Below are 22,141 nucleotides of genomic sequence, written 5' to 3'. Positions count from 1 at the left end.
CCGGCGCGTTTTCCGAACAGCGACTATCCGGGTTCGTGTGATGCCCGTCACGTTTTTGTACATTTCGTTCACATGCAGGTGATGTGCTCGTCATGAAGGCCGCGCGATGAGGGCGCTCCGATGAGGGCGCCGCTTCCGGGAGCGGGCCGGCGGTGGAGCCTGGCCGGGCAGCTGCTGGTGCTGCAGGCGGCCGTGGTCGCCCTGCTGGTGGTGCTCGGCGCCGCGCTGGCGTACCTGGACGCGGCGCGCGCCGCCGACACCCGCGCCCGCGAGAAGGTCACCGCCGTGGCCGCCACGCTGGCCCGCACCCCGAGCGTGCGCGAGGCGCTGGCCGGGCGCGACCCCAGCCGCACGCTGCAGCCGCTGGCTGAACGGGTCCGCGCCGACACCGGCGTCGACTTCATCACGATCATGAACCGGAACCGGATCCGCTACACGCACACCAACCCGGCGCAGATCGGCCGCCCCTTCCTCGGCCACGTCGGCCCCGCCCTGGCCGGGCGCACGTTCACCGAGACCTACACCGGCACGCTGGGGCCGTCCGTGCGCGCCGTCGCGCCCGTCTTCGACGAGCGGCACCGGGTGGTGGCGATGGTGGCGGTCGGCATCACCGTCCGCGTGATCTCCGCCGAACTGCGCGAGCGGCTGATCACGCTGGCCCTCGTCGCGGTCGCGGTGCTGGCGGTCGGGATCACCGGCAGCGGCCTGGTCAGCGCGCGGCTGCGCCGGCAGACCCGGGGCGCGGCGCCCGCCGAGCTGCGCGCCATGTTCGACTACTACGAGTCGATCCTGCACGCGGTGCGCGAGGGCCTGGTCCTGCTCGACCGGGACGGCCGCGTCGTGCTGTGCAACGACGCCGCCCGCGAGCTGCTCGACCTGTCCGGCGACCCGCGCGGCCGCCCCGCCGCCGACCTGGGCCTGCCGGACGAGCTGGCCGCCGCGCTGGTGTCGCCCGAACCCCGGTCCGACGAGATCCACGTCGCCGACACCCGGGTGCTGGTCGTCAACACCGTCCCGGTGCGGTCGCGGGGCCGCGCCATGGGCACCGCCGTCACCTTGCGCGACCATACCGAGCTGCAGACGCTCACCGGTGAGCTGGGCGCGGTGCGCGGGTTCGCCGAGGCGCTGCGCGCCCAGGCGCACGAGGCCGCCAACCGTCTGCACACCGTCGTGTCGCTGGTCGAGCTGGGCCGCAGCGAACAGGCCGTCGAGTTCGCCACCGCCGAGATGGCGACCGCCCAGCGGCTCACCGACCGGGTGGTGGGCGCGGTCGGCGAGCCCGTGCTGGCCGCGCTGCTGCTCGGCAAGGGCGCCGACGCCGCCGAACGGGGCGTCGAACTGGTCCTCACCGACGACTCCGCGCTCGGCGACGCGGTGATCGAGCAGGCCGGGATCGACCCCCGCGACCTGGTCACTATCCTCGGGAACCTGATGGACAACGCGATCGACGCGGCGATCGAGGGCGCGGCCGCCCACCGCGAGTCGCCCCGGGTGGCGGTCACCGCCCGGGCGGACGGGGGAGAGCTGATGCTGCGCGTGGCCGACAACGGGCCGGGCGTGGACCCCGAGCGCGCGCCCGCCATGTTCCGCCGCGGCTGGACCACCAAGCCCGCCGAGGGCCCGGTGGGGCACGGCCTCGGGCTCGCGCTGGTCGGCCGGGCGGTGCGGCGGTACGGCGGCTCCATCGAGGTCACCCGCGACGTCGGCGCGGTGTTCACCGTCCGCCTGCCGCTGCCCGAGGGGAGCGGCTCGTGATCCGGGTTCTGGTGGTGGAGGACGAGCCGGTGGCCGCCGACGCGCACCGGACGTACGTGGAGCGCGTGCCCGGGTTCACCGTCGCCGGGGTCGTGCACTCGGGGGCGGCCGCGCTGCGGTTCTGCGAGCGCACGCCCGTCGATCTGGTGCTGCTGGACTTCTACCTGCCCGACACCCACGGGCTGAAGGTCTGCCGGGCGCTGCGGGCCGCGGGCAGCACCGTCGACGTGATCGCGGTGACGTCCGCCCGCGACCTGGCCGCGGTGCGCTCGGCGGTGTCCGCCGGGGTGGTGCAGTACCTGCTCAAGCCGTTCACGTTCGCGGCGCTGCGCGACAAGCTGGAGCGGTACGCGCGGTTCCGGCAGCGCGCGGAGCGCTCCGGCGAGGTGACGGGCCAGGCCGACGTGGACGCGATGCTCGCCACGTTGCGCACCCCCGACCGCGGCTCGCTGCCCAAGGGCATGAGCCAGGAGACCCTGCAGGCGGTCACCGAGGCGCTGGCGGGCGCGGAGGAGGGGCTGTCGGCGGCGTCCGCGGCCGCCCTGACCGGCGTGTCCCGGGTGACCGCGCGCCGCTATCTGGAGTACCTGGCCGACCAGGGCGTGGTGGTGCGCCGCCCGCACTACGGCCAGGTCGGCAGGCCCGAGGTGCGCTTCTACCGGGCCGCCGCGGCGGAGTAGATCTTCGCAGGTCCGGGTACGTAACCCGCTGTCCGACCAGGACCGAACGGCAACGGGGGGATGCGCTGTGGGGGACCTGCACGACAACACCGATCGCACGGGCGCCGCGCGGGCGGGCGGCCGGGCCGGGGGCAAGGGCGCGGGACGGGACCGGCGCGCCGGCGGCGAGGCCCGCCGCACCGAGGCGCGCCGCGACGAGGCCCGGCGTCGCGATGCCCGCCGCGACGAGGCCCGTCCGGACGACGCCCGGCGCACGGGACAGGTGCGCCGGACCCCGGACAAGGCCAAGCGGACCGAGGCGGCGAAGAAGATCAGGGCCATGTTCGAGCCCAAGCTGTAGCCGCCGCGCACGCGGAGGGCCGCCGGCCCTCCGCGTGCGTCCGGACGGTTGTGTTCCCGGACGCGCGGCGCTACGTTCGGGCGAGTAGGTTGGATTTTCCAACTTACCATTCGCCGAATGTGATCTCGGAGGAACGCCGTGAGCAGTCCGACCATCCGGGCCGGGGGCGCCGCAGCGGACGGGGCGGTGCGCCCGGCCCGGCCGGGGGCCGTCTTCGCCGTCGTCGCCGCCGGAGTGGCGATGTCCAACCTGGACATGTTCATCGTCAATGTGGCCCTGCCGCGGATCGGGGAGCGGTACGCGGGGGCGCCGCTGGCGGAGCTGTCCTGGGTGCTCAACGCGTACGCGGTGGTCTTCGCCGCGCTCATGGTCCCCGCCGGCGGGTTCGCCGACCGGACCGGGCCCCGCCGCGCCTACCTGCTCGGCCTGGCGGTGTTCACGGCCGCGTCGGTGGCCTGCGCCGTCTCGCCGGGGGTGTGGACCCTGGTGGCCGCGCGCGTCGTCCAGGCCGCCGGGGCTGCGCTGCTCATCCCCTCCTCGCTGGGCCTTCTGCTGGCCGCGACCCCGCCGCCGCGGCGGCAGGCCGCGGTGCGCGGCTGGACCGCCGTCAGCGGGCTGGCGGCGGCGCTCGGCCCCGTCGCGGGCGGGCTGCTCACCCAGTTCGACTGGCGCTGGGTCTTCCTGGTCAACGTGCCGATCGGGCTGGCGGCGCTGGCGGCGGGCGCGCGGCTGCTGCCCCGTCCGCCCGCCCGCGCGGACGGGGCGCGGCCGGACCTGCCGGGCGCGGCGCTGCTCACCGCCGGCGTCGCCGCGCTCGCCCTCGGCGTGGTCAGGAGCGACGACTGGGGCTGGACGTCGGCGCGGGTGGCGGGCTCCCTGGCGGCCGGTGCCGTGCTGCTCGCGCTGTGCGCGTGGCGGTCGGCGCGGCACCCGGCGCCGGTGGTGCCGCCCGAGCTGCTGAGGCTGCCCGCGTTCGGTCCGGCCACGGTCGCCGGCGTGCTGTTCTCGGTCGCGTTCGCCGCGATGCTGCTGTCGGCGGTGCTGTGGTGCCAGCAGGTCTGGCACTGGCAGGCGCTGCGCACGGGGCTGGCGATCGCGCCCGGACCGCTGATGGTGCCGACGCTGGCGGTGGGCGCGGCGCCGGCGGCCCGCCGGCTGGGCGCCGGGCCGCTGTCGTTCCTCGGCTGCGCCGTCTTCGCGGCCGGGATCGGCTGGTGGATGTGGCGCATGGAGGACGGCTACGTCGCCGGCATGCTGCCCGGGATGCTGCTGACCGGGGTGGGCGTCGGACTGGCCCTGCCCACGCTGATCGGTGCCGCGGTGGCCGCGGTGCCGCCGCACAACTTCTCCACCGGCTCCGCGGTGGTCACCATGGCCCGCCAGATCGGCACCGTCCTCGGTGTCGCGATGCTCGTGGCGCTGCTGGGCGCGGGGGAGCCGGACGCGGTCTCCTTCGACACCGGCTGGCTGGGCACCGCGCTCGCCGCCGCGGCCGCCGCGCTGGCCTGCCTGACGCTGCCCCGCGCCCGCCGGTCCTGAGCCCGCACGGCGCCCGCCGGATGTGATCCCGCCCACCCGGCAAGTGGGTTGTGTTTTCCAACTAACTAGCGCAGAGTAGAAACAGAACGAGATTCGGCCCGGTGGGGCCGGCTCACCGAAGGAGATCCAGATGCGAGACGCGGTGATCGTGGAGGCGGTGCGCACGCCGGTCGCCAAGGGCAAGCCGGGCGGGCAACTGCACGGCGAGTATCCGGTGGACCTGCTGGCCCGCACCCTCAAGACCCTGGTGGAGCGGGCCGGGATCGACCCGGCCGAGATCGACGACGTGGTGGGCGGCGTGGTCACCCAGGTGGGCGACCAGGCGCTGAACGTCACCCGGTCCGCGGTGCTCGCCGCCGGGTTCCCCGAGAGCGTCCCGGCCACCACCGTCGACCGGCAGTGCGGTTCCTCCCAGCAGGCCGCGCACTTCGCCGCGCAGGGAGTGATCAGCGGCGCGTACGACGTCGCGATCGCCTGCGGCCTGGAGTCGATGTCGCGCGTCCCGATGGGGTCCAGCGTGCTGCCCGGCAGCGACCCCTTCGGCACCCTCCTCCCCGAGCGCTACCCCGGCGGGCTCATCGGGCAGGGCATCGCCGCCGAGCGGATCGCCGCCCGCTGGAAGCTCTCCCGCGAGGAGCTCGACGCGTTCGCCTACGAGTCGCACATGCGCGCGCACGCCGCCTGGGAGAACGGCGAGTTCGACCGCGAGGTCGCCTGGACCGGGCAGCGCGACGAGACCATCCGGCCCTCCACCTCGCCGGAGGTGCTCGCCGGGCTCAAGCCCGCCTACTACGACCCCGTCTACGAGGAGCGGTTCCCCGAGATCGACTGGCGGGTCACCGCGGGCAACGCCTCCCCGCTCAACGACGGCGCGGCCGCGCTGCTGATCATGAGCGGCGACGTCGCCCGGCGGCTGGGGCTGCGGCCGCGGGCCCGCTTCCACTCCTTCGCGGTCACCGGGGACGACCCGTTGATGATGCTCACCGCGATCATCCCCGCCACCGAGAAGGTGCTGCGGCGCTCCGGCCTGACCTCCGCCGACATCGACCTGTTCGAGGTCAACGAGGCGTTCGCCTCGGTGGTGCTGGCCTGGCGGCGCGAGCTCGGCGTCCCCGCCGACAAGGTCAACGTGCGCGGCGGCGCGATCGCCATCGGCCATCCGCTGGGCGCCAGCGGCGCGCGCATCATGACCACCCTCCTGCACGCCCTGGAGGACCGCGGCGCCCGCTTCGGCCTGCAGACCATGTGCGAGGCCGGCGGCATGGCCAACGCCACCGTCATCGAACGCCTCTGATGCGAACGCCTCTGACGGCCTTCGGGAGGGGCGGGGCGGCAGCCCCTCCCGGACGGACGGCGAAACGGGCGCGTCGGAAAATCAAACCGACGTAGGCTGGGGTCATGCCGAAAGACGCCGACCCGCGCGAGTGCTCCATCGCCGACGCCCTGCAGGTCATCGGGGAACGCTGGAGCCTGCTGGTCATCCGCGAACTGGTGTACGGGGTCCGCCGGTTCGACGCGATCGCCCGCAACACCGGCGCCCCGCGGGACATCCTCACCACGCGGCTGCGCAAACTGGAGACCGCCGGGATCGTCCGCCGCGAGCTGTACAGCGAGCGCCCGGCCCGGTACGAGTACCACCTGACCGAGTCGGGCTGGGAGCTGAGCGACGTGCTGGCCGTGCTGATGAGCTGGGGCGACCGGCACCTCAACCCCGACGATCCGCCCGTCCGGTGGACCCACGTCTGCGGCGAGCGCCTGCGGCCCCAGGTGGTGTGCGCCTGCTGCGGCCGCCCGGTCAGGGACGGCGCCACACCCACCGGCCGCGGCGCCCGCACCTGACCCGCTCGCGGGCGGGCGGCACGGCCCCGGCGGGCCTCCTCACGCGGAGACGACGCGCAGCGCCTCGGCGATCTCCTTCACCTCGATCTCCGAACAGGACGTCGCGATCCGGATCACCAGGTCGTACGCCTCGTCTTCGGTGAGATCGGGGCGGCCGCCGTTGAGGGCGAGCATGACCCGCATGGCCGTCCATGCCGTGCGCTTGTTGCCGTCGACGAAGGCGTGGTTGCAGATGATCGAGTGAAGCAGGGCCGCCGCCTTCTCGGGAAGCGTGCCGTACGCCTCGACACCGAAGGCGACGGTGGTCGGGCGCATCGCCGACGATGTCACCAGGCCCGCGTCGCGCACCGCGGCCGCACCGCCCAGCACGGCCGCGTTGATGCCGGTCAGGTCCTCTGCGGTCAGGTATTCGGTCATGAGTCGGCCAGCCGCCTGAGCAGGTTCGCGTCCTCCGCCATGACCTCCGCGACCACCGCCTGCACCCGGGCGCGGTGGTCGCGCGCCTGGGCCCACTGCTCCACTGCCTGGACGATGGCCGCGTTGATGGAGATGTGCTCCGCTTCGGCGGTCCTGACGAGGAGTTCGTCGATGTCGTCGGGGATGCGGACGCTGCGAGTGGTCATGTTCGCAGCATAACTCAGTGTCATACCGGAATGGTATCACTAAGATAGCTCTGTGTCATCGGACGGTCACAGAAAGGCCATCTTTATGATGGCGATCCGCACTCAGCACTCGATCACGTTGACGGCAAGGCCGCCGCGCGAGGTCTCCTTGTACTTGTCGAGCATGTCGCGGCCGGTGTCGCGCATGGTCTTGATGGCCTTGTCGAGGGAGACGAAGTGGCGTCCGTCGCCGCGCAGCGCGATGCGGGCGGCGCTGATGGCCTTGGTGGCGCCGACGGCGTTGCGCTCGATGCAGGGGATCTGCACCAGGCCGCCGATGGGATCGCAGGTCAGGCCCAGGTTGTGCTCGATGCCGACCTCGGCGGCGTTCTCCACCTGCTCGGGCGTGCCGCCGAGCGCCTCGGCGAGGCCGGCGGCGGCCATCGAGCAGGCCGAGCCCACCTCGCCCTGGCAGCCGACCTCGGCGCCGGAGATGGAGGCGTTCTGCTTGAACAGCACGCCGATCGCGCCTGCGGTGAGCAGGAAGCGGACGACACCGGTGTCATCGGCACCGGGGACGAACCGGTCGTAGTAGTGCAGGACAGCGGGGATGATGCCCGCGGCGCCGTTGGTGGGGGCGGTGACGATGCGTCCCCCGGCGGCGTTCTCCTCGTTCACCGCCAGCGCGAACAGGGTCACCCAGTCCATCGCGTGCAGCGGGTCGGCGGGACGCTCGGCCAGCAGCCGGCGGTGCAGGTGGGGAGCGCGGCGCCGCACCTTCAGGCCGCCGGGCAGCAGCCCCTCGCGGGTGCAGCCGCGTTCGACGCACGCGCGCATCACCCGCCACAGCTCCAGCAGCCCCGAGCGGATCTCGTCCTCGGTGCGGCCGAACGCCTTCTCGTTCTCCAGCATCAGCGCGGGGATCGACATGCCCGTGTCACGGCACAGCGCCAGCAGCTCGGCGGCGGACGCGAACGGATAGGGCAGGACGGTGTCGTCGGGCTTGATGCGGTCGGCGCCGGCGGCGTCCTCGTCGACGACGAAGCCGCCGCCCACCGAGTAGTAGACCCGGGAGCGCAACTCGGCGCCGGAGTCGTCGTAGGCGGTGAACCGCATCCCGTTGGGGTGGCCGGGCAGGGTCTGCTTGCGTTCGAAGACCAGGTGCTCGCCGACGACGAACGGGACCTCGCGGGAGCCGAACAGCCGCAGCGCGCCGTTCGCCCGGACGGCGGCCAGCCGCTCGTCCACGGTGTCCACGTCGACGAGTTCGGGCTTGTCGCCCTCCAGGCCGAGGATGACGGCCTTGTCGCTGCCGTGGCCCTTGCCGGTCAGGCCGAGCGACCCGTAGAGGACCGCCCGGACGGAGGCGGTCTTGTCCAGCAGGCCGTCGCGGGCCAGGCCGCGGGCGAAGCGGTGGGCGGCCGCCATCGGCCCGCCGGTGTGCGAGCTGGACGGTCCGATTCCGATCTTGAAGAGGTCGAAGACGCTGATGGCCATCGCAGGATCCCTCCGTGACCGGGGGGTCGCCCCGGTCACGGGAGGCGCTAGAGGGTCGGGTACAGGGGGTGCTTGTCGGCGAGCGCCCGCACGCGGGCCGCCAGGGCCGCCTGGTCGAACGACGGCTGCAGGGCCGCGGCGATCACGTCGGCGACCTCGGCGAAGTCCTCGGCGGTGAAGCCGCGAGTGGCGAGGGCGGGGGTGCCGATCCGCAGGCCCGAGGTGACCATCGGCGGACGCGGGTCGTTGGGCACGGCGTTGCGGTTGACGGTGATGCCGATGTCGTGCAGCCGGTCCTCGGCGTCCCGGCCGGTCAGCTCGGAGTCGACCAGATCGACCAGGACCAGGTGCACGTCGGTGCCGCCGGTCAGCACCTTCACCCCGGCCTTGGCCGCGTCCTCGGCCAGCAGCCGCTCGGCCAGGATGCGGGCGCCCTCCACGGTGCGGGCCTGCCGGTCGCGGAACTCCGCCGACGCGGCGATTTTCAGCGCGACCGCCTTGGCGGCGATCACGTGCTCCAGCGGGCCGCCCTGCATGCCCGGGAACACCGCCGAGTTGATCTTCTTGCCGTACTCCTCGCGGGCCAGGATCAGCCCGCCGCGCGGACCCCCGAGGGTCTTGTGCGTGGTGGTGGTGACGACGTCGGCGTACGGGACGGGCGAGGGGTGCAGCCCGGCCGCGACCAGCCCCGCGAAGTGCGCCATGTCCACCATGAGCAGGGCCCCGACGGAGTCGGCGATCTCGCGGAACGCGGCGAAGTCCAGCTGCCGGGGGTAGGCCGACCAGCCCGCCACGATCATCTTGGGGCGGTGCTCGGCGGCCAGCCGGGCGACCTCCTCCATGTCGATGCGGCCGTCCTCCGGCCGCACGTGGTAGGCGACCACGTTGAGCAGCTTGCCGGAGTAGTTCAGCCGCATGCCGTGGGTCAGGTGCCCGCCGTGCGCCAGGTCCAGCCCGAGGATGGTGTCGCCGGGCTGCAGCAGGGCGAAGTAGACCGCCGTGTTGGCCTGCGCGCCCGAGTGCGGCTGGACGTTGGCGTGCTCGGCGCCGAACAGCTCCTTGGCCCGGTCGATCGCCAACTGCTCGGTGACGTCGACGTGCTCGCAGCCGCCGTAGTAGCGCCGCCCCGGGTAGCCCTCGGCGTACTTGTTGGTCAGCACCGAGCCCTGCGCCTCCAGCACGGCGACGGGCGCGAAGTTCTCCGAGGCGATCATTTCGAGCGTGCCCTGCTGGCGGCGCAGCTCGGCGGCGACGGCCTCGGCCACCTGCGGGTCGACGGCCGCCAGGGACTCGTTGAGGGGCAACGGTCAGCCCTCCTCGATCAGCTTGCTGTAGGCGGTGGCGTCGAGCAGGTCGCCCGGCTCCTCGCTGATCCGCACCTTGAAGATCCAGCCCTCGCCGTACGGGTCGTCGTTGATGACCTTCGGCTCGTCCACCACCGTGGCGTTGATCGCGGTGATCTCACCGCTGACCGGCGAGTAGATGTCGCTGACCGACTTGGTCGACTCCACCTCCCCGCAGGGCTCCCCGGCCTCGACGGTGTCGCCCTCGCCGGCCTGCAGCTCGATGAAGACGATCTCGCCCAGGGCGTCGGCGGCGTACTGGGTGATGCCGACGGTGACGATGCCGTCCTCGTTTTCGAGGCCGGACACCCACTCGTGCTCCTCGCTGTAGCGGAGCTGTTCCGGAACGCTCACGTTCGTTTCTCCCAGGTTTTTCAGGATCGCTTGTAGAACGGCAGGGGGACGACGTCGACCGGTTCGTGCCGGCCGCGGACGTCCACGGCGAGCCCGCTGTCCGCGGCGCCGCTGTCGACGTACGCCATGGCGATCGGCCTGCCCAGTGTGGGCGACGGAGCGCCGCTGGTCACGACGCCGCACGGCGTGCCGTCGGAGCCGACGACCGGGTACCCCTTGCGGGGTGCCCGGCGGCCGCGCGCGACCAGCCCCACGAGCCTACGGCCTGGCGGGGTCTCGGCCTGCGCCGCGAGCGCGGACCTGCCGACGAAGTCGGCCTTCTTGCCGAGCTTGACCACCCGGCCGAGCCCGGCCTCGTACGGGGTGGTCTCGGCGGTCAGCTCGTTGCCGTACAGCGGCATGCCCGCCTCCAGGCGGAGGGTGTCGCGCGCCGACAGCCCGGCGGGCACCACGTCGTCGGCGTCGGCGAGCGCCCGCCACAGCGCCTCGGCGTCGGCGGAGGAGACGAACAGCTCGAAGCCGTCCTCGCCGGTGTAGCCCGTGCGGGCGATGAGCGCGTCCACCCCGCCGACCTCCCCCGCCATGACGGCGTAGTAACGCAGGTCGGCCAGCGGGGCGGCGGTGTGTCCGGACAGGACGGCCTGGGAGCGCGGGCCCTGCAGGGCGACCAGGGCGTAGGAGGCGGAGCGGTCGTCGACGGCCGCCTCGAAGCCGGCGGCGCGCTCGGTCAGCTCCGCGCGGACGGTGTCGGTGTTGGCGGCGTTGGCGACCACCAGGAACGTCTCGGCCGCGAGCCGGTAGACGATCAGGTCGTCCAGCACGCCCCCGTCGGGCGCGCAGATCATCGTGTAGCGGGCCCGGCCGACGGCCAGCGTGGACAGCTCGCCCACCAGCGCATAGTCGAGTGCGGCGCCCGCTTCCGGCCCGGTTACGAAAATCTCTCCCATGTGGGACAGATCGAACAGCCCGGCCGCGGTGCGCACGGCGCGGTGCTCGGCGGTCTCGCTCTTGTAGCGCAGCGGCATCCGGTAGCCCGCGAAGTCGACGAGCGTGGCGTCGAGGCCGGCGTGGACCTCGTACAGCGGCGTCTTCCTGGACATGGGTGGGCTCCTTCATCGCGGGGGCGCGCGTCGGGACGGGCATCATCATCGTCCCATCGGCGCACCGGCGTCGTCGGTGCCTCCCCCTCTGTCATCGGCGCCTGAGAGCTTCACCCCTCGGGGTTTTCACCTTCGGCGGGGGACGGCGTCCCCGCTTTCCAGAGGGCGCCTGGCCTGCGCGGTCCTGGGGCCTGAGAGGTTCCGGGGAGGGTTTGCTCCTTCGGCGGCCCCCGCCGGCTGCGAGGGCGCTCTCCCGCGCGGGATCAGCGGCGCACGGCCAGCGTATCAGCGGCCCGTCCCCCCGCGTAGGCCCGCGTCGCGCCCCGTCCCCGGGGGTATGCCGCACCCGGGCCCGCTCGGCCGGGAACGCCGCCGGAAACGCCGCCGGAAACGTCCGAACGGCCCGCTGAGGCCAAGGTGCATTCGTACGCGGTCGGATGTGCGGCTCATGACGTAACCTGAGCGGGTTGCCGGAGATCACAGGAGGGTGCCACGGTGGACTGGCTGACGGGGGTGCTGATCCTCTTCCTGGGCCTGATGGCGTCCATCGCGCTGCACGAGCTCGGGCACTTCTCCTTCGCCAAGCTGTTCGGCGTGCGCACCACCCAGTTCATGGTGGGCTTCGGGCCCACGCTGTGGTCGCGGACCAAGGGGGAGACCGAGTACGGGATCAAGTGGATCCCGCTCGGCGGCTACATCCGCATGATCGGCATGCTGCCGCCGCGCCGGGGCGACCGGCCCGGGCACGTCCGGCAGATCTCCACCGGTCCGTGGCAGGGGCTGATCGAGTCGGCCCGCGGCGCGGCGCTGGAGGAGGTCCGGCCGGGCGACGAGAACCGCGTCTTCTACGCCAAGCCGTGGTGGCAGAAGCTCATCATCATGTTCGCCGGACCGGCCATGAACCTGGTGCTGGCCGTGGTCTTCTTCGCGATCCTGCTGATGGGCATCGGCACCCCCACCGCGCAGCCGGTGATCGGCTCGGTGGCCAAGTGCGCCATCCCGGCCGGGCAGGAGACCACCGAGTGCCCGGCGAACTACACGCCCACGCCCGCCGCGCAGGCGCGGCTGCAGGCGGGAGACCGGTTCGTCTCCTACGACGGCCGCAAGATCTCCTCCTACGAGCAGCTGCAGGAGCTGATCCGCGACTCCGGCGGCCGCACCGTGCCCGTCGTCGTCGAGCGCGACGGCCGCACGCTGCAGCTGAACATCGCCGTCACCCGCAACCAGATGTACGACCTGAAGGACCCCGACAAGATCGTCAACGTCGGGTTCCTCGGCATCACCCCGCTGCAGGAGCGCGAGCGGCAGGGCCCGGTGGCCGTCGCCGAGTACATGGGCGAGCTGACCGCGCACACCGCCGGGGCGCTGGTGCGCCTGCCCCAGCGGATGGTCGGGGTGTGGCAGGCGGCGTTCGGCGGCGGGGAACGCGACCCCAACGGGCCGATCGGCGTGGTCGGGGTGAGCCGCCTCGGCGGCGAGATCGCCGCGTCCGAGAGCCCGGTGGTGGAGAAGCTGGCGATGTTCGTCGCCCTGCTCGGCTCGGTGAACCTGGCGGTCGCCCTGTTCAACCTGGTCCCGCTGCTGCCGCTGGACGGCGGGCACATGGCCGGGGCGCTGCTGGAGGCGCTCAAGAAGGGCTTCGCGCGGATGCTCGGCCGGCCCGACCCGGGGTATGTGGACGTCGCCAAGGCGCTGCCGGTGACCTATGTGATGGCCGCCGTCCTGATCGTCATGGGCGGTCTGCTGATCTACGCCGACCTGGTCAACCCGATCAGATTCTCCGGCTGACGGCCCCGCCCGCCGGACGGGGCCGCGGTCACGGCGCCGCGGGGCTCGCCGGTCTTGTGGAAGGAGCGCAGCGCCTCCAGGTACGGGGTGATGTCCAGCCCCTGCTCGGCCAGCCACGCGTCCGACCCGTACGTCCCCGCGTACCGCTCCGCGCCGTCGCAGATCAGCGTGACCACGCTGCCGCGCTCGCCGCGCGCCAGCATCTGCGCGATCAGCTCGATCGCGCCCCACATGTTGGTGCCGGTCGAGCCGCCGACGCCGCGCCCGGTGACCTCGGCGGTCCAGCGCATGGCGGCGATGGACGCCGCGTCCGGCACCTGGATCATCCGGTCGATCACCGATGGCAGGAACGACGGCTCGACCCGGGGCCGTCCGATGCCCTCGATCCGCGAGCCCGCCGCGGTGCGGGCCGCGTCGTCGTCGCGGAACGCCCCGAAGAACGCCGACCCCTCCGGATCGACGACGGCCACCCGCGTCTGGTACCGGCGGTAGCGTGCGTACCGGCCGATCGTCGCCGACGTGCCGCCGGTGCCCGCCCCCACCACGATCCACGCCGGCTCGGGGAAGCGCTCCAGCCGCATCTGCTCGTAGATCGACTCGGCGATGTTGTTGTTGCCGCGCCAGTCGGTGGCGCGCTCGGCGTAGGTGAACTGGTCCATGAAGTGGCCGCCGCACTCCTCGGCCAGCCGCCGCGACTCGGCGTAGATCGCCGCCGGGTCGTCCACCAGATGGCAGCGGCCGCCGTGGAACTCGATCAGCTCGATCTTCTCCCGGCTGGTCGAGGCCGGCATCACCGCCACGAACGGCAGGCCCAGCAGCCGCGCGAAGTACGCCTCGCTGACCGCGGTGGACCCGCTGGACGCCTCGATGATCGCCGTGCCCTCCCGGATCCACCCGTTGGCCAGCGCGTACAGGAACAGCGAACGGGCCAGGCGGTGCTTGAGCGAGCCGGTCGGATGCACCGACTCGTCCTTCAGGTACAGGTCGACGCCCCATTCGGGCGGCAGGGGGAACACCTGCAGGTGGGTGTCGGCGCTGCGGCCGGCATCCGCCTCGACCTTGCGGATGGCCTCGGCGATCCAGGCGCGCGACCCCGGGTCGCAGCGGTCCACGACGCGGCTCATCAGTCGGCCTCCCTCCCCGGTACACCGGGCACGATATCTCCTGTCATGTCCCGATCTGCCGGAGCTGGCGTCACGAGGACGGGCCGTCGCCGTCCGGCAGCGGGGCGACGGCGCGGACGGTGTCGATCGTGTCGGCCTCGGTGGCGGGCTTGTCGGGGCGGTAGCGCAGGACGCGGGCGAACCGCAGCGCGATGCCGCCCGGGTAGCGGGGGCTGCGCTGCACCCCGTCGAAGGCGATCTCGACCACCAGTTCGGGGCGCACGTACACCGTGGAGGAGTCCTCGCGGGTGGCCAGGGCCCGAAGCCGCTCGGTCTGCCAGGCCAGCAGCTCGTCGGTCAGGCCCTTGAAGGTCTTGCCGAGCATCACGAACCCGCCGGCGGCCGGGTCGCGTGCGCCCAGGTGCAGGTTGGACAGCAAGCCGCGGCGGCGGCCGTGCCCCCACTCCGCCGCCAGCACCACCAGGTCGAGGGTGTGGCGCGGCTTGACCTTGATCCACCCGGCGCCGCGGCGGCCCGCGGTGTAGGGGGAGGCGAGCGACTTGACCACCACGCCCTCGTGGCCGTGCGCGACCGCCTCGTCGAACATCCGCTCGGCCTCGCCCGGGTCGCGGGTGACCAGCCTCGGCATGCGCAGCTCGCCGGGCACCACCCGGGCCAGCGCCGCGCCGCGCTCGGCGCCGGACGCGTCGAGCAGGTCGGCGCCGTCCAGATGCAGCACGTCGAACAGCAACACCGACAGCGGCACCGGCTCGGCGAGCTTGCGGGTGCGGGTGGCGGTGCGCGCGGCGGTCACCTGGAACGGGTGCGGCCGCCCGTCCGGCCGCAGCGCGATCAGCTCCCCGTCGAAGACGGCGTCGCGCACCGGCAGCCCGCGCATGACCTGCACGACCTCCGGCAGCCGCGCGGTGATCTCGTCGAGCGTCCGGGTGAAGATGCGCACCTCGGCCCGGCCGGGCCCGCTCTCGGGCCCGTCCTCGGGGACGCGGCGGATGTGGATCTGGGCGCGGATGCCGTCGAGCTTCCACTCGACGGCCGCGACGGCGGCCTGGCCGGGCCCCTCCGCGGGGAGCTTGGCGAACGCGTCGTCCAGCGTGGGCGCCGAGGCCGCCAGCATGGGGCGGATCGGGCGGCCGACCTGCAGGCCGAAGGCGCGCAGGCCCGGCACGCCCTCGGCGAGGGCGGCGGTGGCGACCGGGCCGAGCGCGCCGCGCAGCATCGCCGCGCGCCGCACCTCGGCGGCGGGCACCCCGGCGGCCGCGGCGATCGCCTCGGCCATCACCCCGTCCAGCGCGCCCTGGCGCAGCTCGCCGGCCAGCAGGCGGACGAGGAAGTCCTGCTCGGCGGGGGTGGCGCGGGCCAAAAGCGCGCCCACCAGTTCGCGCCGCCGGGCCACCGAGCCCCTGCCGGACACCGCGCCGATCTCGGTGAACGCCGCGTCCACCTGGGCAACCGTCAGGGTCGCCGCGGCGGCGGGCGGCGGCAGGCCGCGCAGCGCGGCGTACCCCACCCCGATCTGGCGCTGCGGAAGCTCACCGGACAGGTAGGCCACCACGACGGGAGCCTCGCCGGGCGCCGCGGCCCGCAGGCACTCGGCCAGCGCCCCGACCTTGGCCTTGCGCGCCGACGTCGCGGCCACCGCCGCCGAGGTACGGGCGATCCGCTCCAGCAGCACACGACCCATTGTGTCTTCGGGGTCTGACAACTGGCGCCTCCGGGGGCCCTGGCCAGCACCTCGCCCGGCTTACTACCTTGCCTGGAGTACGGGAGGAGCGATGCCCGGGCCGCGCGGATGCGCCACGCGTGCCGCGGACGGCCGGGAGTGAGGAGCGGGAGAGTGGGCCTTCCGCGTCCGTCGGAGTTCCAGCGCGTCTACTCGACGCCCGAGCCGCCGTCGGGGCGGCGGCCGCGCCTGCTGGCCGTGGTGGTCGCGCTGGCGGCGTTCGCGCTGGCCGCCGGGGCGGTGTTCGTCCTGTCGGGCGGAGACGAGGGCGAGCGGGCCGCGTCGGCGTCGTCGCCGGACGCCGACCGGGGGTCCGCGACCGGTCCGGACGCCGCGTCCACGCCTGCGCCGTCCGAGTCTCCCTCCTCTGCGGCTCCGTCGCAGACGTCCGCGTCGCCGCCGCCGACGTCGGCGGACACGGCGCGTCCGATCACCTCGCTGCCGTCGGCGTGCGATACCGTGCCCCGGGCGACGGTCGCGCGGCTGGTGCCGAACGCCCAGCGGCGCGAGAGCTCCAACAGCACGCTGACCACCTGCACGTACTCGTCCACGGGGAAGGACTTCCGCTGGCTGCGCGTCGAGGCCCACCTGTACGCGCCGGCCGACACGGCCACGCCGGTGGAGGACGCCCGCGGCTACTTCGGCGCGCAGTGGACGCAGGCCCACGAGGCCACGCTCGAGCGCACCGTCCGCCTGGAGCGCCAGACCGGGCTCGGCGACGAGGCGTTCCGCTGGTTCAAGGTCGACAAGGGGCAGCCGACGGTGGTGGGGCAGGTCACGATGCGCATCCGCAATGTGGTCGTCACGGTCGCCTACAGCGAGCAGGTGCGCGACGCGGCGGCCGCACGGGAACGAGAAAACGCTTGCCTGAGCAATGCCGGCGCGGTGGCGCGAGAAGTACGCGGCCGCTTCGGCTAACTTGGTTTCTGACCTCAATCGGCCGATCATGGCATATTCGCAGTCAATGGAAACTAAGGTGTTTTCGTAAAGGGGAGGGAAGACACCGGTCGGGGCCCGTGACCACAGGCGGGCCCACCGGCGCCGAACGCCTGGGGAGGAGGAGATCGGCGACGTGACCGCATATCGGACAGGAGTGTCCTGGGTGTGAGGTAGCCGCCGTGAGCGGATCGACCACAAGGCCGCGGAATGGGGCATCCGTTCCGCGGCCTTTGCCGGTCCGGGCGCGGTCCGACCGCCGGCGCCCGGACCGGCGCCGTGCGAACCCGTGCAGAAATATGGCCGCCGTCCTCATTGCGGCGGCTTTCCGCAATCGTCATCATGACGAATGGCGACGGCGCGCAGGAATGGAGTGAAAGTGGAACCGGTTACCGTATGGTGGGGCGAGCCCGGCTGGGCGGGCGCCGAGCACGTGGCGTTGCTCGACCCGGTGGAGCGGGGCCGGCGCGACCGCTTTCTGCGGGACGCGGACCGGAACCGGTTCACGCTCGGCGTCGCGGTGACCCGGCTGGCCGTGGGCGCGCTGCGCGGGATGCGGCCGGACCGGGTGCCGATCTCGCGAGCCTGCGCGGACTGCGGCAAACCGCACGGGCGCCCCGTCGTCGACGGCGGGCCGCACGTGTCGGTGTCGCACTCCGGCGACCGGGTGGCGGTGGCGCTGTCCCCGCACGGGCCGCTCGGCGTGGACGTGGAGGCAGCCGACCGCGAGCTGGGCGCCGACATCGTCCGGCACGTCCTGGGGGCGGCCGAGCTCGAGGCGTCGGCCGGCGGGCCGGGCATGGGCCGCGACGAGCTGCTGACGTACTGGACGCGCAAGGAGGCCGTGGTCAAGGCCACCGGGGACGGGCTGCGCGTTCCGCTGACCGACGTGACCGTGTCGCCCGCCGCCGCCCCGCCCGCCCTGCTGGCGTGGGGCCGCCGCCCCGACATGCCGGAGCGGATCGCCATGCGCACCCTCGACCCGGGCGAGGGCTACGCGGCGGCGATCGCCCTGCTCGACCACCCGCCGGGCGTGCCGGTCGTCGAACGCTCGGCGGCCGAGCTGCTCGAACTCGCCCCGCGCCGGTGAACGCCCCGCAGCCGCCAACGCCCGGCGCTTCTGGGCGGGCCTGGAGCCGTCAGCGGAGCGGGCTCGGGACGCGGGCCAGCAGGCGCATGGCGCCGGGCGACACGCGCGACAGCACGCGCGCGATGTGGCTCTCGGCGGAGACCGGCACCAGCGGCTTGTTCTTCACGATCGCCGTGACGATGTGCTCGGCGACCTTCTCCGGCGGGCAGCCGCGCACCCGCAGCACCTTCTCCGCGCGTTCGCGGGCCCGGCGCCGCCCGGCCTCGTCCCGCCCGACGAAGGTGGCCGCCCGCACGATGCCGGTGGCGGTGAAGCCGGGGCACACGGCGGTGACCCCGATACGCAGGCCCGCCAGCTCGGCGCGCAGCGACTCGCTCAGCATCACCACCGCGGCCTTGGTGGTGTTGTAGGCGGCCCCCTCGCGCCAGGGCGCGAACGCGGCGGCCGAGGCGATGTTGACGATGTGCCCGCCGAAGTTGGGCGGCTCGGGCCGGACCGGCAGCGCCCGCACCCGCTCGGCCATCTGGCGGCCGAACAGGCGGCAGCCGTGGATCACGCCCCACAGGTCGACCCCGACGATCCGCTCCCAGTCGTCCAGCCCCGTCTCCAGGAACGGGCCGGTGACCAGGATGCCCGCGTTGTTGACCACGATGTCGGGCACCCGGTGCTCGGTGCGCACCCAGTCGGCGAACCGCTCCATCGCCGCCGCGTCCGCCACGTCCACCTGGTAGGCGGCCGCGGCCGGGCCGACCTCGGCGGCCAGCGCGGCGGTGTGCTCGGCGGCGGGCCGGTCGAGATCGGCGGCGACGACCGTGGCACCGCGTTCGGCCAGGGCGAGCGCGGTGGCCCGGCCGAGGCCGCGGCCGGCGCCGGTGACGACGGCCAGCGCTCCGTCGAACTGCGCGATGGGCATGGGCACCTCCGGGAGGCAAGGGATACCCCAACCGTACTCAGCGGGCGCCCGGCGGCGCGATCACTTCAGGTACGGCGCCAGCCCGTGGCGGCAGAAATCGGTCATGTGGCGTGCCGCGTCCTCCACGGTCAGCTCCGGGTGTCCGGCGCGCCACAGCGCCAGCCGTTCGCAGGCGCCCACGATGATCTGGGTGTAGGCGGCGACGGCGGTGGCGGGGGCGTCCGGGGCGAACGTGCGCAGCACCCCGGCGATCAGCTCGCTCTGCTGGCGGCGGGTCTCCTCGATCGCCTCGGCGGTCTTCGGCGGCCCCGACAGCGGCTCCTGCAGCAGCATCGCGAAGGGGCGGCTGTGGGAGTCGATGAAGGAGAAGTAGGCGACCATGCCGCGCCACAGGATGTCGTCGGGGGTGCTCGCCCCGGCCATGGCCTTCTGGGTCACCTCGTACAGCTCGGCCTTGGCCCGGCCCATGCAGGCCAGCAGCAGCCCGTCCTTGGAGCCGAAGTACTCGTAGAGCATCGGCTTGGACACCCCGCAGCGTTCGGCGATCTCGTCCATGGACGTGCCGCGGTAGCCGCGCTCGGTGAACACCTGCTCGGCGATGTCCATCATCTGCCGCTCCCGCTCGGCGCGCGACATGCGGCGGCGCCGCGGCGGCTCCGGGTCGGCGCCCGGTGTGGCGGCCTTCACAGCGCAATCCCCTTCATTGGACCTACCGTCAGTAACCTACCGCGAGTAACTTACTCATAGTAGATCACGCGGAGGGACGAGCATGGACGAACGGCACCCCGCGATCGTCATCATCGGCTCCGGCTTCGCCGGGCTCGGCATGGCGATCCAGTTGAAACGGCACGGCTTCCACGACTTCGTGGTGCTGGAGAAGAGCCAGGCCCTGGGCGGGACCTGGCACGACAACACCTATCCCGGCTGCGCCTGCGACGTGCCGTCGCACATGTACTCGTTCTCCTTCGAGCTCAACCCCGGCTGGTCGCGCATGTTCGCGCCGCAGCCGGAGATCCGCGCCTACCTGGAGCGCACCGCCGACAAGTACGGCGTCCGGCGGCACATCCGCTTCGGCGTCGCGGTCGAGGAGATGGAGTACGACGAGGCGGCGCGGCGCTGGAACGTCACCACCGCCGACGGCACCGTGCTGTGCCCCCGGGCGGTCGTGTCCGGCATCGGCGCCCTGCACATCCCCAAGTACCCGGACCTGCCGGGCATCGAGAACTTCCGGGGCACCGCGTTCCACTCCGCCGAGTGGGACCACTCCTACGACCTGACCGGCAAGCGCGTCGCGGTCATCGGGACCGGCGCGTCGGCCATCCAGTTCGTTCCGCAGGTCGCAAAGAAGGCCGCCGAGCTGGTGGTGTTCCAGCGCACCGCGCCGTGGATACAGCCCAAGCCCGACTTCGCCCTCCCCGCCCCCGTCCGCGGGCTGTTCAAGACGGTGCCCGGCGCCGCCCGCGCGTTCCGGTACGGCATCTACTGGGCGCTGGAGGCGCGCGCCGTCGGTTTCACCATCGACCCGCGGCTGTCCGGCCCGCAGGAGCGGCTGGCGCTGCGGCACATCCGGCGGCAGATCCCCGACCCACAGCTGCGCGCCAAGGTGACCCCCGACTACACCATCGGCTGCAAGCGCATCCTGCTGTCCAACGACTACTACCCCGCGCTCATGCGGCCCAACGTGGAGCTGGAGACCGCCGGCGTCGCCGAGGTGCGCGAGCACTCGATCGTCACCGCTGACGGCCGCGAATACGAGGTGGACGCCATCATCTACGGCACCGGCTTCAAGGTGACCGAGGCACTGGCCGAGCTGCGCGTCGTCGGCCGCGGCGGCCGGAAGATCCAGGAGGCGTGGGCGGACGGCATCGAGGCGTACCGGGGCACCACCATCCCCGGCTTCCCGAACCTGTTCTTCCTGCTGGGACCCAACACCGGCCTCGGCCACAACTCGGTCGTCTTCATGATCGAGGTGCAGATCCAGCACGTGCTGAGCTGCCTGCGGCTGCTGGCCGAGCACGGCGCCGACGCGATCGAGCCGCGCCCGGAGGCGCTGCGCCGCTTCAACGACCGCATGCAGCGCCGCCTGCGCCGCGCGGTGTGGAGCGAGGGCGGTTGCCAGAGCTGGTACCTGGACGCCGACGGCGTCAACCGCACCCTGTGGCCCGGCCACACCTTCGAGTTCTGGGCGACCACCCGCAAGGCCAGGCCGGAGGACTACATCCTCACCCGCTGAACGCGCGCCTGCGGACCCTTCCGGACGGCTGCGGGGGCAGGGTGCGCAGGCGCGACGCGGTCAGACGCTTGCCGGCGTACAGGTGGCGGGCGCGGCGCACGTCGCGGCGGCGCCGCGCCACGCGCACCCGGACGAACACGATGGCGCCCGTCGAGGTCAGCGCCGCCAGCCAGCCCGCCTGGACCGCGGCCAGGTCGCCGGTGTCCCAGCCGTCGTCCGGCACGGCCCGCAGCCCCGCCACGGGGGTGAGCGGCTCCGGGCTCGGCGCCGTCTGCGGCGCGGACACCGGCGGCAGCGCCACCTGCGGCGCGCGGATCGCCGGCACCGACTGGAACGAGGAGTTGGGCAGCGGCGCCACCTGGGGCACCGCGGCGGTCGGCAGGGACGTCCCGGAACCGGCGTTCGAATTGGAGCCGGAGCCGCTCGACGGCGCCTCGGTCACCTTGAACGTGAACGTCCGCGACACCGGCTCCGCCTTGGCCGCGGTGACCTTCGCGGTGAGCTTCACCGTGCCGGGCCTGGCGTCGGCCGGCACCCGCACCGTCACCCGCGCGGTGCGCCCGGCGGCGCCGACCGTGCCCAGCGCCACGCTGCCCGGCTTCACCGTCACGTCGGCGGCGTTGACGCTGAGCCTGGTCTCCTGCGCCGTCGCCTTGGCCGCCTTCACCTTGGCCGTGGCGGTCACCGACTCGCCGGGCCGCACCGACGTCTTCGACACCGACACGCCAAGCGACAGCACCGGCGTCTGCGGGTTCTCACTCGGCGGCGGTTCGCTGGACGGCGGGTCGGTGGGAGACGGCTCGCCGGTCGGCGGATCGCTGGGCGACGGTTCGCTCGTGGGCGGGGTGCTCGTGGGCGGATCGCTGGGCGACGGCTCGCTCGAGGGCGGGTCGCTCGGCGCGGGCTCCGGCGAGGTGGGCTCCGCGGACGGTTCGCTCGACGACGAGCCGCTCGGTGAGGGCGTGGGACCGGCCAGCACGGGCGGAGTCAGCACCCCCAGGACCGCCGCCGCGCCGAATCCGACCAGGACCGCTCCGCCCGCCGTTCGCGACAGCACCCGTCCGCCTCCCCGGTCCGTCGTTCCGCATCCGTGACTAGTGATCAGAACAGAAACGCGCGGCCCGGTTCAACCCCCGTCGGACAAGCCTTCCGGGTGCGCCAGACAGGCGTGCCCCGGCGGTCAGCGATGGGCGACCCTCTCACGTGCGGTTTCGCGCGCCGTACAGGGTGCGCAGCAAGCCGACCTCGGCGACGTTCTTGGTCGGCTCGACGCTCATCGGCGCAGTGT

Annotated in this window: 21 protein-coding genes and 2 riboswitches; of the genes, 10 read left to right on the top strand and 11 right to left on the bottom strand. The window is 73.4% G+C overall.

Annotated elements, in window-relative coordinates:
• The first annotated feature begins 120 nt into the window (after nucleotides 1-120).
• From QSK22_RS16485 to QSK22_RS16460, 6 genes are all read left to right on the top strand, one after another.
• Nucleotides 121-1,755 carry a sensor histidine kinase gene (locus QSK22_RS16485; RefSeq protein ID WP_285495066.1) on the top strand — a complete coding sequence of 545 codons (1,635 nt, stop codon included), beginning with the start codon at nucleotides 121-123 and terminating at the stop codon, nucleotides 1,753-1,755.
• The gene (locus tag QSK22_RS16480; RefSeq protein WP_285495065.1) at nucleotides 1,752-2,435 is read left to right on the top strand and encodes a response regulator; all 684 of its coding nucleotides are present in this window, start codon (nucleotides 1,752-1,754) and stop codon (nucleotides 2,433-2,435) included. The genes QSK22_RS16485 and QSK22_RS16480 overlap by 4 nt, the downstream gene beginning before the upstream one ends.
• A gap of 67 nt (nucleotides 2,436-2,502) precedes the next feature.
• The gene (locus QSK22_RS16475; RefSeq protein WP_285495064.1) at nucleotides 2,503-2,775 is read left to right on the top strand and encodes a hypothetical protein; all 273 of its coding nucleotides are present in this window, start codon (nucleotides 2,503-2,505) and stop codon (nucleotides 2,773-2,775) included.
• A gap of 138 nt (nucleotides 2,776-2,913) precedes the next feature.
• Nucleotides 2,914-4,314 (top strand): MFS transporter, encoded by a 1,401-nt coding sequence (locus QSK22_RS16470; protein WP_285495063.1) that lies wholly within the window; start codon nucleotides 2,914-2,916, stop codon nucleotides 4,312-4,314.
• A 130-nt stretch (nucleotides 4,315-4,444) separates the two neighbouring features.
• Nucleotides 4,445-5,608: a thiolase family protein gene (locus QSK22_RS16465; RefSeq protein ID WP_285495062.1), complete on the top strand. Its 1,164-nt coding sequence runs from the start codon at nucleotides 4,445-4,447 to the stop codon at nucleotides 5,606-5,608.
• Nucleotides 5,609-5,712: 104 nt separating this feature from the next.
• Nucleotides 5,713-6,153 carry a winged helix-turn-helix transcriptional regulator gene (locus QSK22_RS16460; protein ID WP_285495061.1) on the top strand — a complete coding sequence of 147 codons (441 nt, stop codon included), beginning with the start codon at nucleotides 5,713-5,715 and terminating at the stop codon, nucleotides 6,151-6,153.
• Nucleotides 6,154-6,192: 39 nt separating this feature from the next.
• On the opposite strand, the gene QSK22_RS16455 is transcribed toward QSK22_RS16460, so the two are convergent.
• The 6 genes from QSK22_RS16455 to gcvT all read right to left on the bottom strand — a co-directional run bounded on the left by QSK22_RS16455 (nucleotide 6,193) and on the right by gcvT (nucleotide 11,049).
• A complete protein-coding gene (locus tag QSK22_RS16455; protein ID WP_285495060.1) occupies nucleotides 6,193-6,570 on the bottom strand; it encodes a type II toxin-antitoxin system death-on-curing family toxin in 378 nt (125 codons plus the stop codon).
• Entirely contained in the window at nucleotides 6,567-6,776 is a 210-nt protein-coding gene (locus QSK22_RS16450) for an Arc family DNA-binding protein (protein ID WP_285495059.1), read from the bottom strand. Before QSK22_RS16450 ends, QSK22_RS16455 begins: the two co-directional genes overlap by 4 nt.
• A gap of 102 nt (nucleotides 6,777-6,878) precedes the next feature.
• Nucleotides 6,879-8,252: an L-serine ammonia-lyase gene (locus QSK22_RS16445; RefSeq protein ID WP_285495058.1), complete on the bottom strand. Its 1,374-nt coding sequence runs from the start codon at nucleotides 8,250-8,252 to the stop codon at nucleotides 6,879-6,881.
• 47 nt (nucleotides 8,253-8,299) lie between these two features.
• Nucleotides 8,300-9,556, bottom strand: coding sequence for a serine hydroxymethyltransferase (glyA, locus tag QSK22_RS16440; RefSeq protein WP_285495057.1), 1,257 nt, complete (start codon nucleotides 9,554-9,556; stop codon nucleotides 8,300-8,302).
• Nucleotides 9,557-9,559: 3 nt separating this feature from the next.
• Nucleotides 9,560-9,949 carry a glycine cleavage system protein GcvH gene (gcvH, locus tag QSK22_RS16435; RefSeq protein WP_285495056.1) on the bottom strand — a complete coding sequence of 130 codons (390 nt, stop codon included), beginning with the start codon at nucleotides 9,947-9,949 and terminating at the stop codon, nucleotides 9,560-9,562.
• 20 nt (nucleotides 9,950-9,969) lie between these two features.
• The gene (gcvT, locus tag QSK22_RS16430) at nucleotides 9,970-11,049 is read right to left on the bottom strand and encodes a glycine cleavage system aminomethyltransferase GcvT (RefSeq protein WP_285495055.1); all 1,080 of its coding nucleotides are present in this window, start codon (nucleotides 11,047-11,049) and stop codon (nucleotides 9,970-9,972) included.
• A gap of 78 nt (nucleotides 11,050-11,127) precedes the next feature.
• Nucleotides 11,128-11,217, bottom strand: a riboswitch (glycine riboswitch).
• 1 nt (nucleotide 11,218) lies between these two features.
• Nucleotides 11,219-11,315: riboswitch (glycine riboswitch) on the bottom strand.
• 229 nt (nucleotides 11,316-11,544) lie between these two features.
• Here gcvT and QSK22_RS16425 point away from each other — a divergent pair.
• Nucleotides 11,545-12,837: a M50 family metallopeptidase gene (locus QSK22_RS16425; RefSeq protein ID WP_285495053.1), complete on the top strand. Its 1,293-nt coding sequence runs from the start codon at nucleotides 11,545-11,547 to the stop codon at nucleotides 12,835-12,837.
• Here QSK22_RS16425 and cds1 read toward each other — a convergent pair.
• Together cds1 and QSK22_RS16415 are read right to left on the bottom strand one after the other, a co-directional pair.
• Nucleotides 12,798-13,961 (bottom strand): L-cysteine desulfhydrase Cds1, encoded by a 1,164-nt coding sequence (gene cds1, locus QSK22_RS16420; protein ID WP_285495052.1) that lies wholly within the window; start codon nucleotides 13,959-13,961, stop codon nucleotides 12,798-12,800. The two genes, QSK22_RS16425 and cds1, sit on opposite strands and share 40 nt — an antisense overlap.
• 70 nt (nucleotides 13,962-14,031) lie before the next feature.
• Nucleotides 14,032-15,633, bottom strand: coding sequence for an ATP-dependent DNA ligase (locus QSK22_RS16415; protein WP_285495051.1), 1,602 nt, complete (start codon nucleotides 15,631-15,633; stop codon nucleotides 14,032-14,034).
• Nucleotides 15,634-15,795: 162 nt separating this feature from the next.
• Between QSK22_RS16415 and QSK22_RS16410 the strand changes: the two genes are divergently transcribed.
• Nucleotides 15,796-16,599: a hypothetical protein gene (locus QSK22_RS16410; RefSeq protein WP_285495050.1), complete on the top strand. Its 804-nt coding sequence runs from the start codon at nucleotides 15,796-15,798 to the stop codon at nucleotides 16,597-16,599.
• Between the two features lie 397 nt (nucleotides 16,600-16,996).
• Entirely contained in the window at nucleotides 16,997-17,707 is a 711-nt protein-coding gene (locus QSK22_RS16405; RefSeq protein ID WP_285495049.1) for a 4'-phosphopantetheinyl transferase family protein, read from the top strand.
• A gap of 49 nt (nucleotides 17,708-17,756) precedes the next feature.
• Here the strand turns inward: QSK22_RS16405 and QSK22_RS16400 are convergent, their stop codons facing one another.
• Both QSK22_RS16400 and QSK22_RS16395 read right to left on the bottom strand, forming a co-directional pair.
• Nucleotides 17,757-18,620, bottom strand: coding sequence for an SDR family NAD(P)-dependent oxidoreductase (locus tag QSK22_RS16400; RefSeq protein ID WP_285495048.1), 864 nt, complete (start codon nucleotides 18,618-18,620; stop codon nucleotides 17,757-17,759).
• Between the two features lie 60 nt (nucleotides 18,621-18,680).
• Nucleotides 18,681-19,307 carry a TetR/AcrR family transcriptional regulator gene (locus tag QSK22_RS16395; protein WP_285495047.1) on the bottom strand — a complete coding sequence of 209 codons (627 nt, stop codon included), beginning with the start codon at nucleotides 19,305-19,307 and terminating at the stop codon, nucleotides 18,681-18,683.
• A gap of 82 nt (nucleotides 19,308-19,389) precedes the next feature.
• Between QSK22_RS16395 and QSK22_RS16390 the strand changes: the two genes are divergently transcribed.
• Nucleotides 19,390-20,853, top strand: coding sequence for a flavin-containing monooxygenase (locus tag QSK22_RS16390; RefSeq protein ID WP_285495046.1), 1,464 nt, complete (start codon nucleotides 19,390-19,392; stop codon nucleotides 20,851-20,853).
• On the opposite strand, the gene QSK22_RS16385 is transcribed toward QSK22_RS16390, so the two are convergent.
• Nucleotides 20,843-21,910 (bottom strand): hypothetical protein, encoded by a 1,068-nt coding sequence (locus tag QSK22_RS16385; RefSeq protein WP_285495045.1) that lies wholly within the window; start codon nucleotides 21,908-21,910, stop codon nucleotides 20,843-20,845. The genes QSK22_RS16390 and QSK22_RS16385 overlap by 11 nt on opposite strands.
• Between the last annotated feature and the right edge of the window lie 231 nt (nucleotides 21,911-22,141).

The sequence above is a fragment of the Actinomadura sp. NBRC 104425 genome (assembly GCF_030269545.1).
Lineage (GTDB): Bacteria > Actinomycetota > Actinomycetes > Streptosporangiales > Streptosporangiaceae > Spirillospora > Spirillospora keratinilytica.
This window is presented reverse-complemented; position numbering and strand designations above follow the sequence as displayed.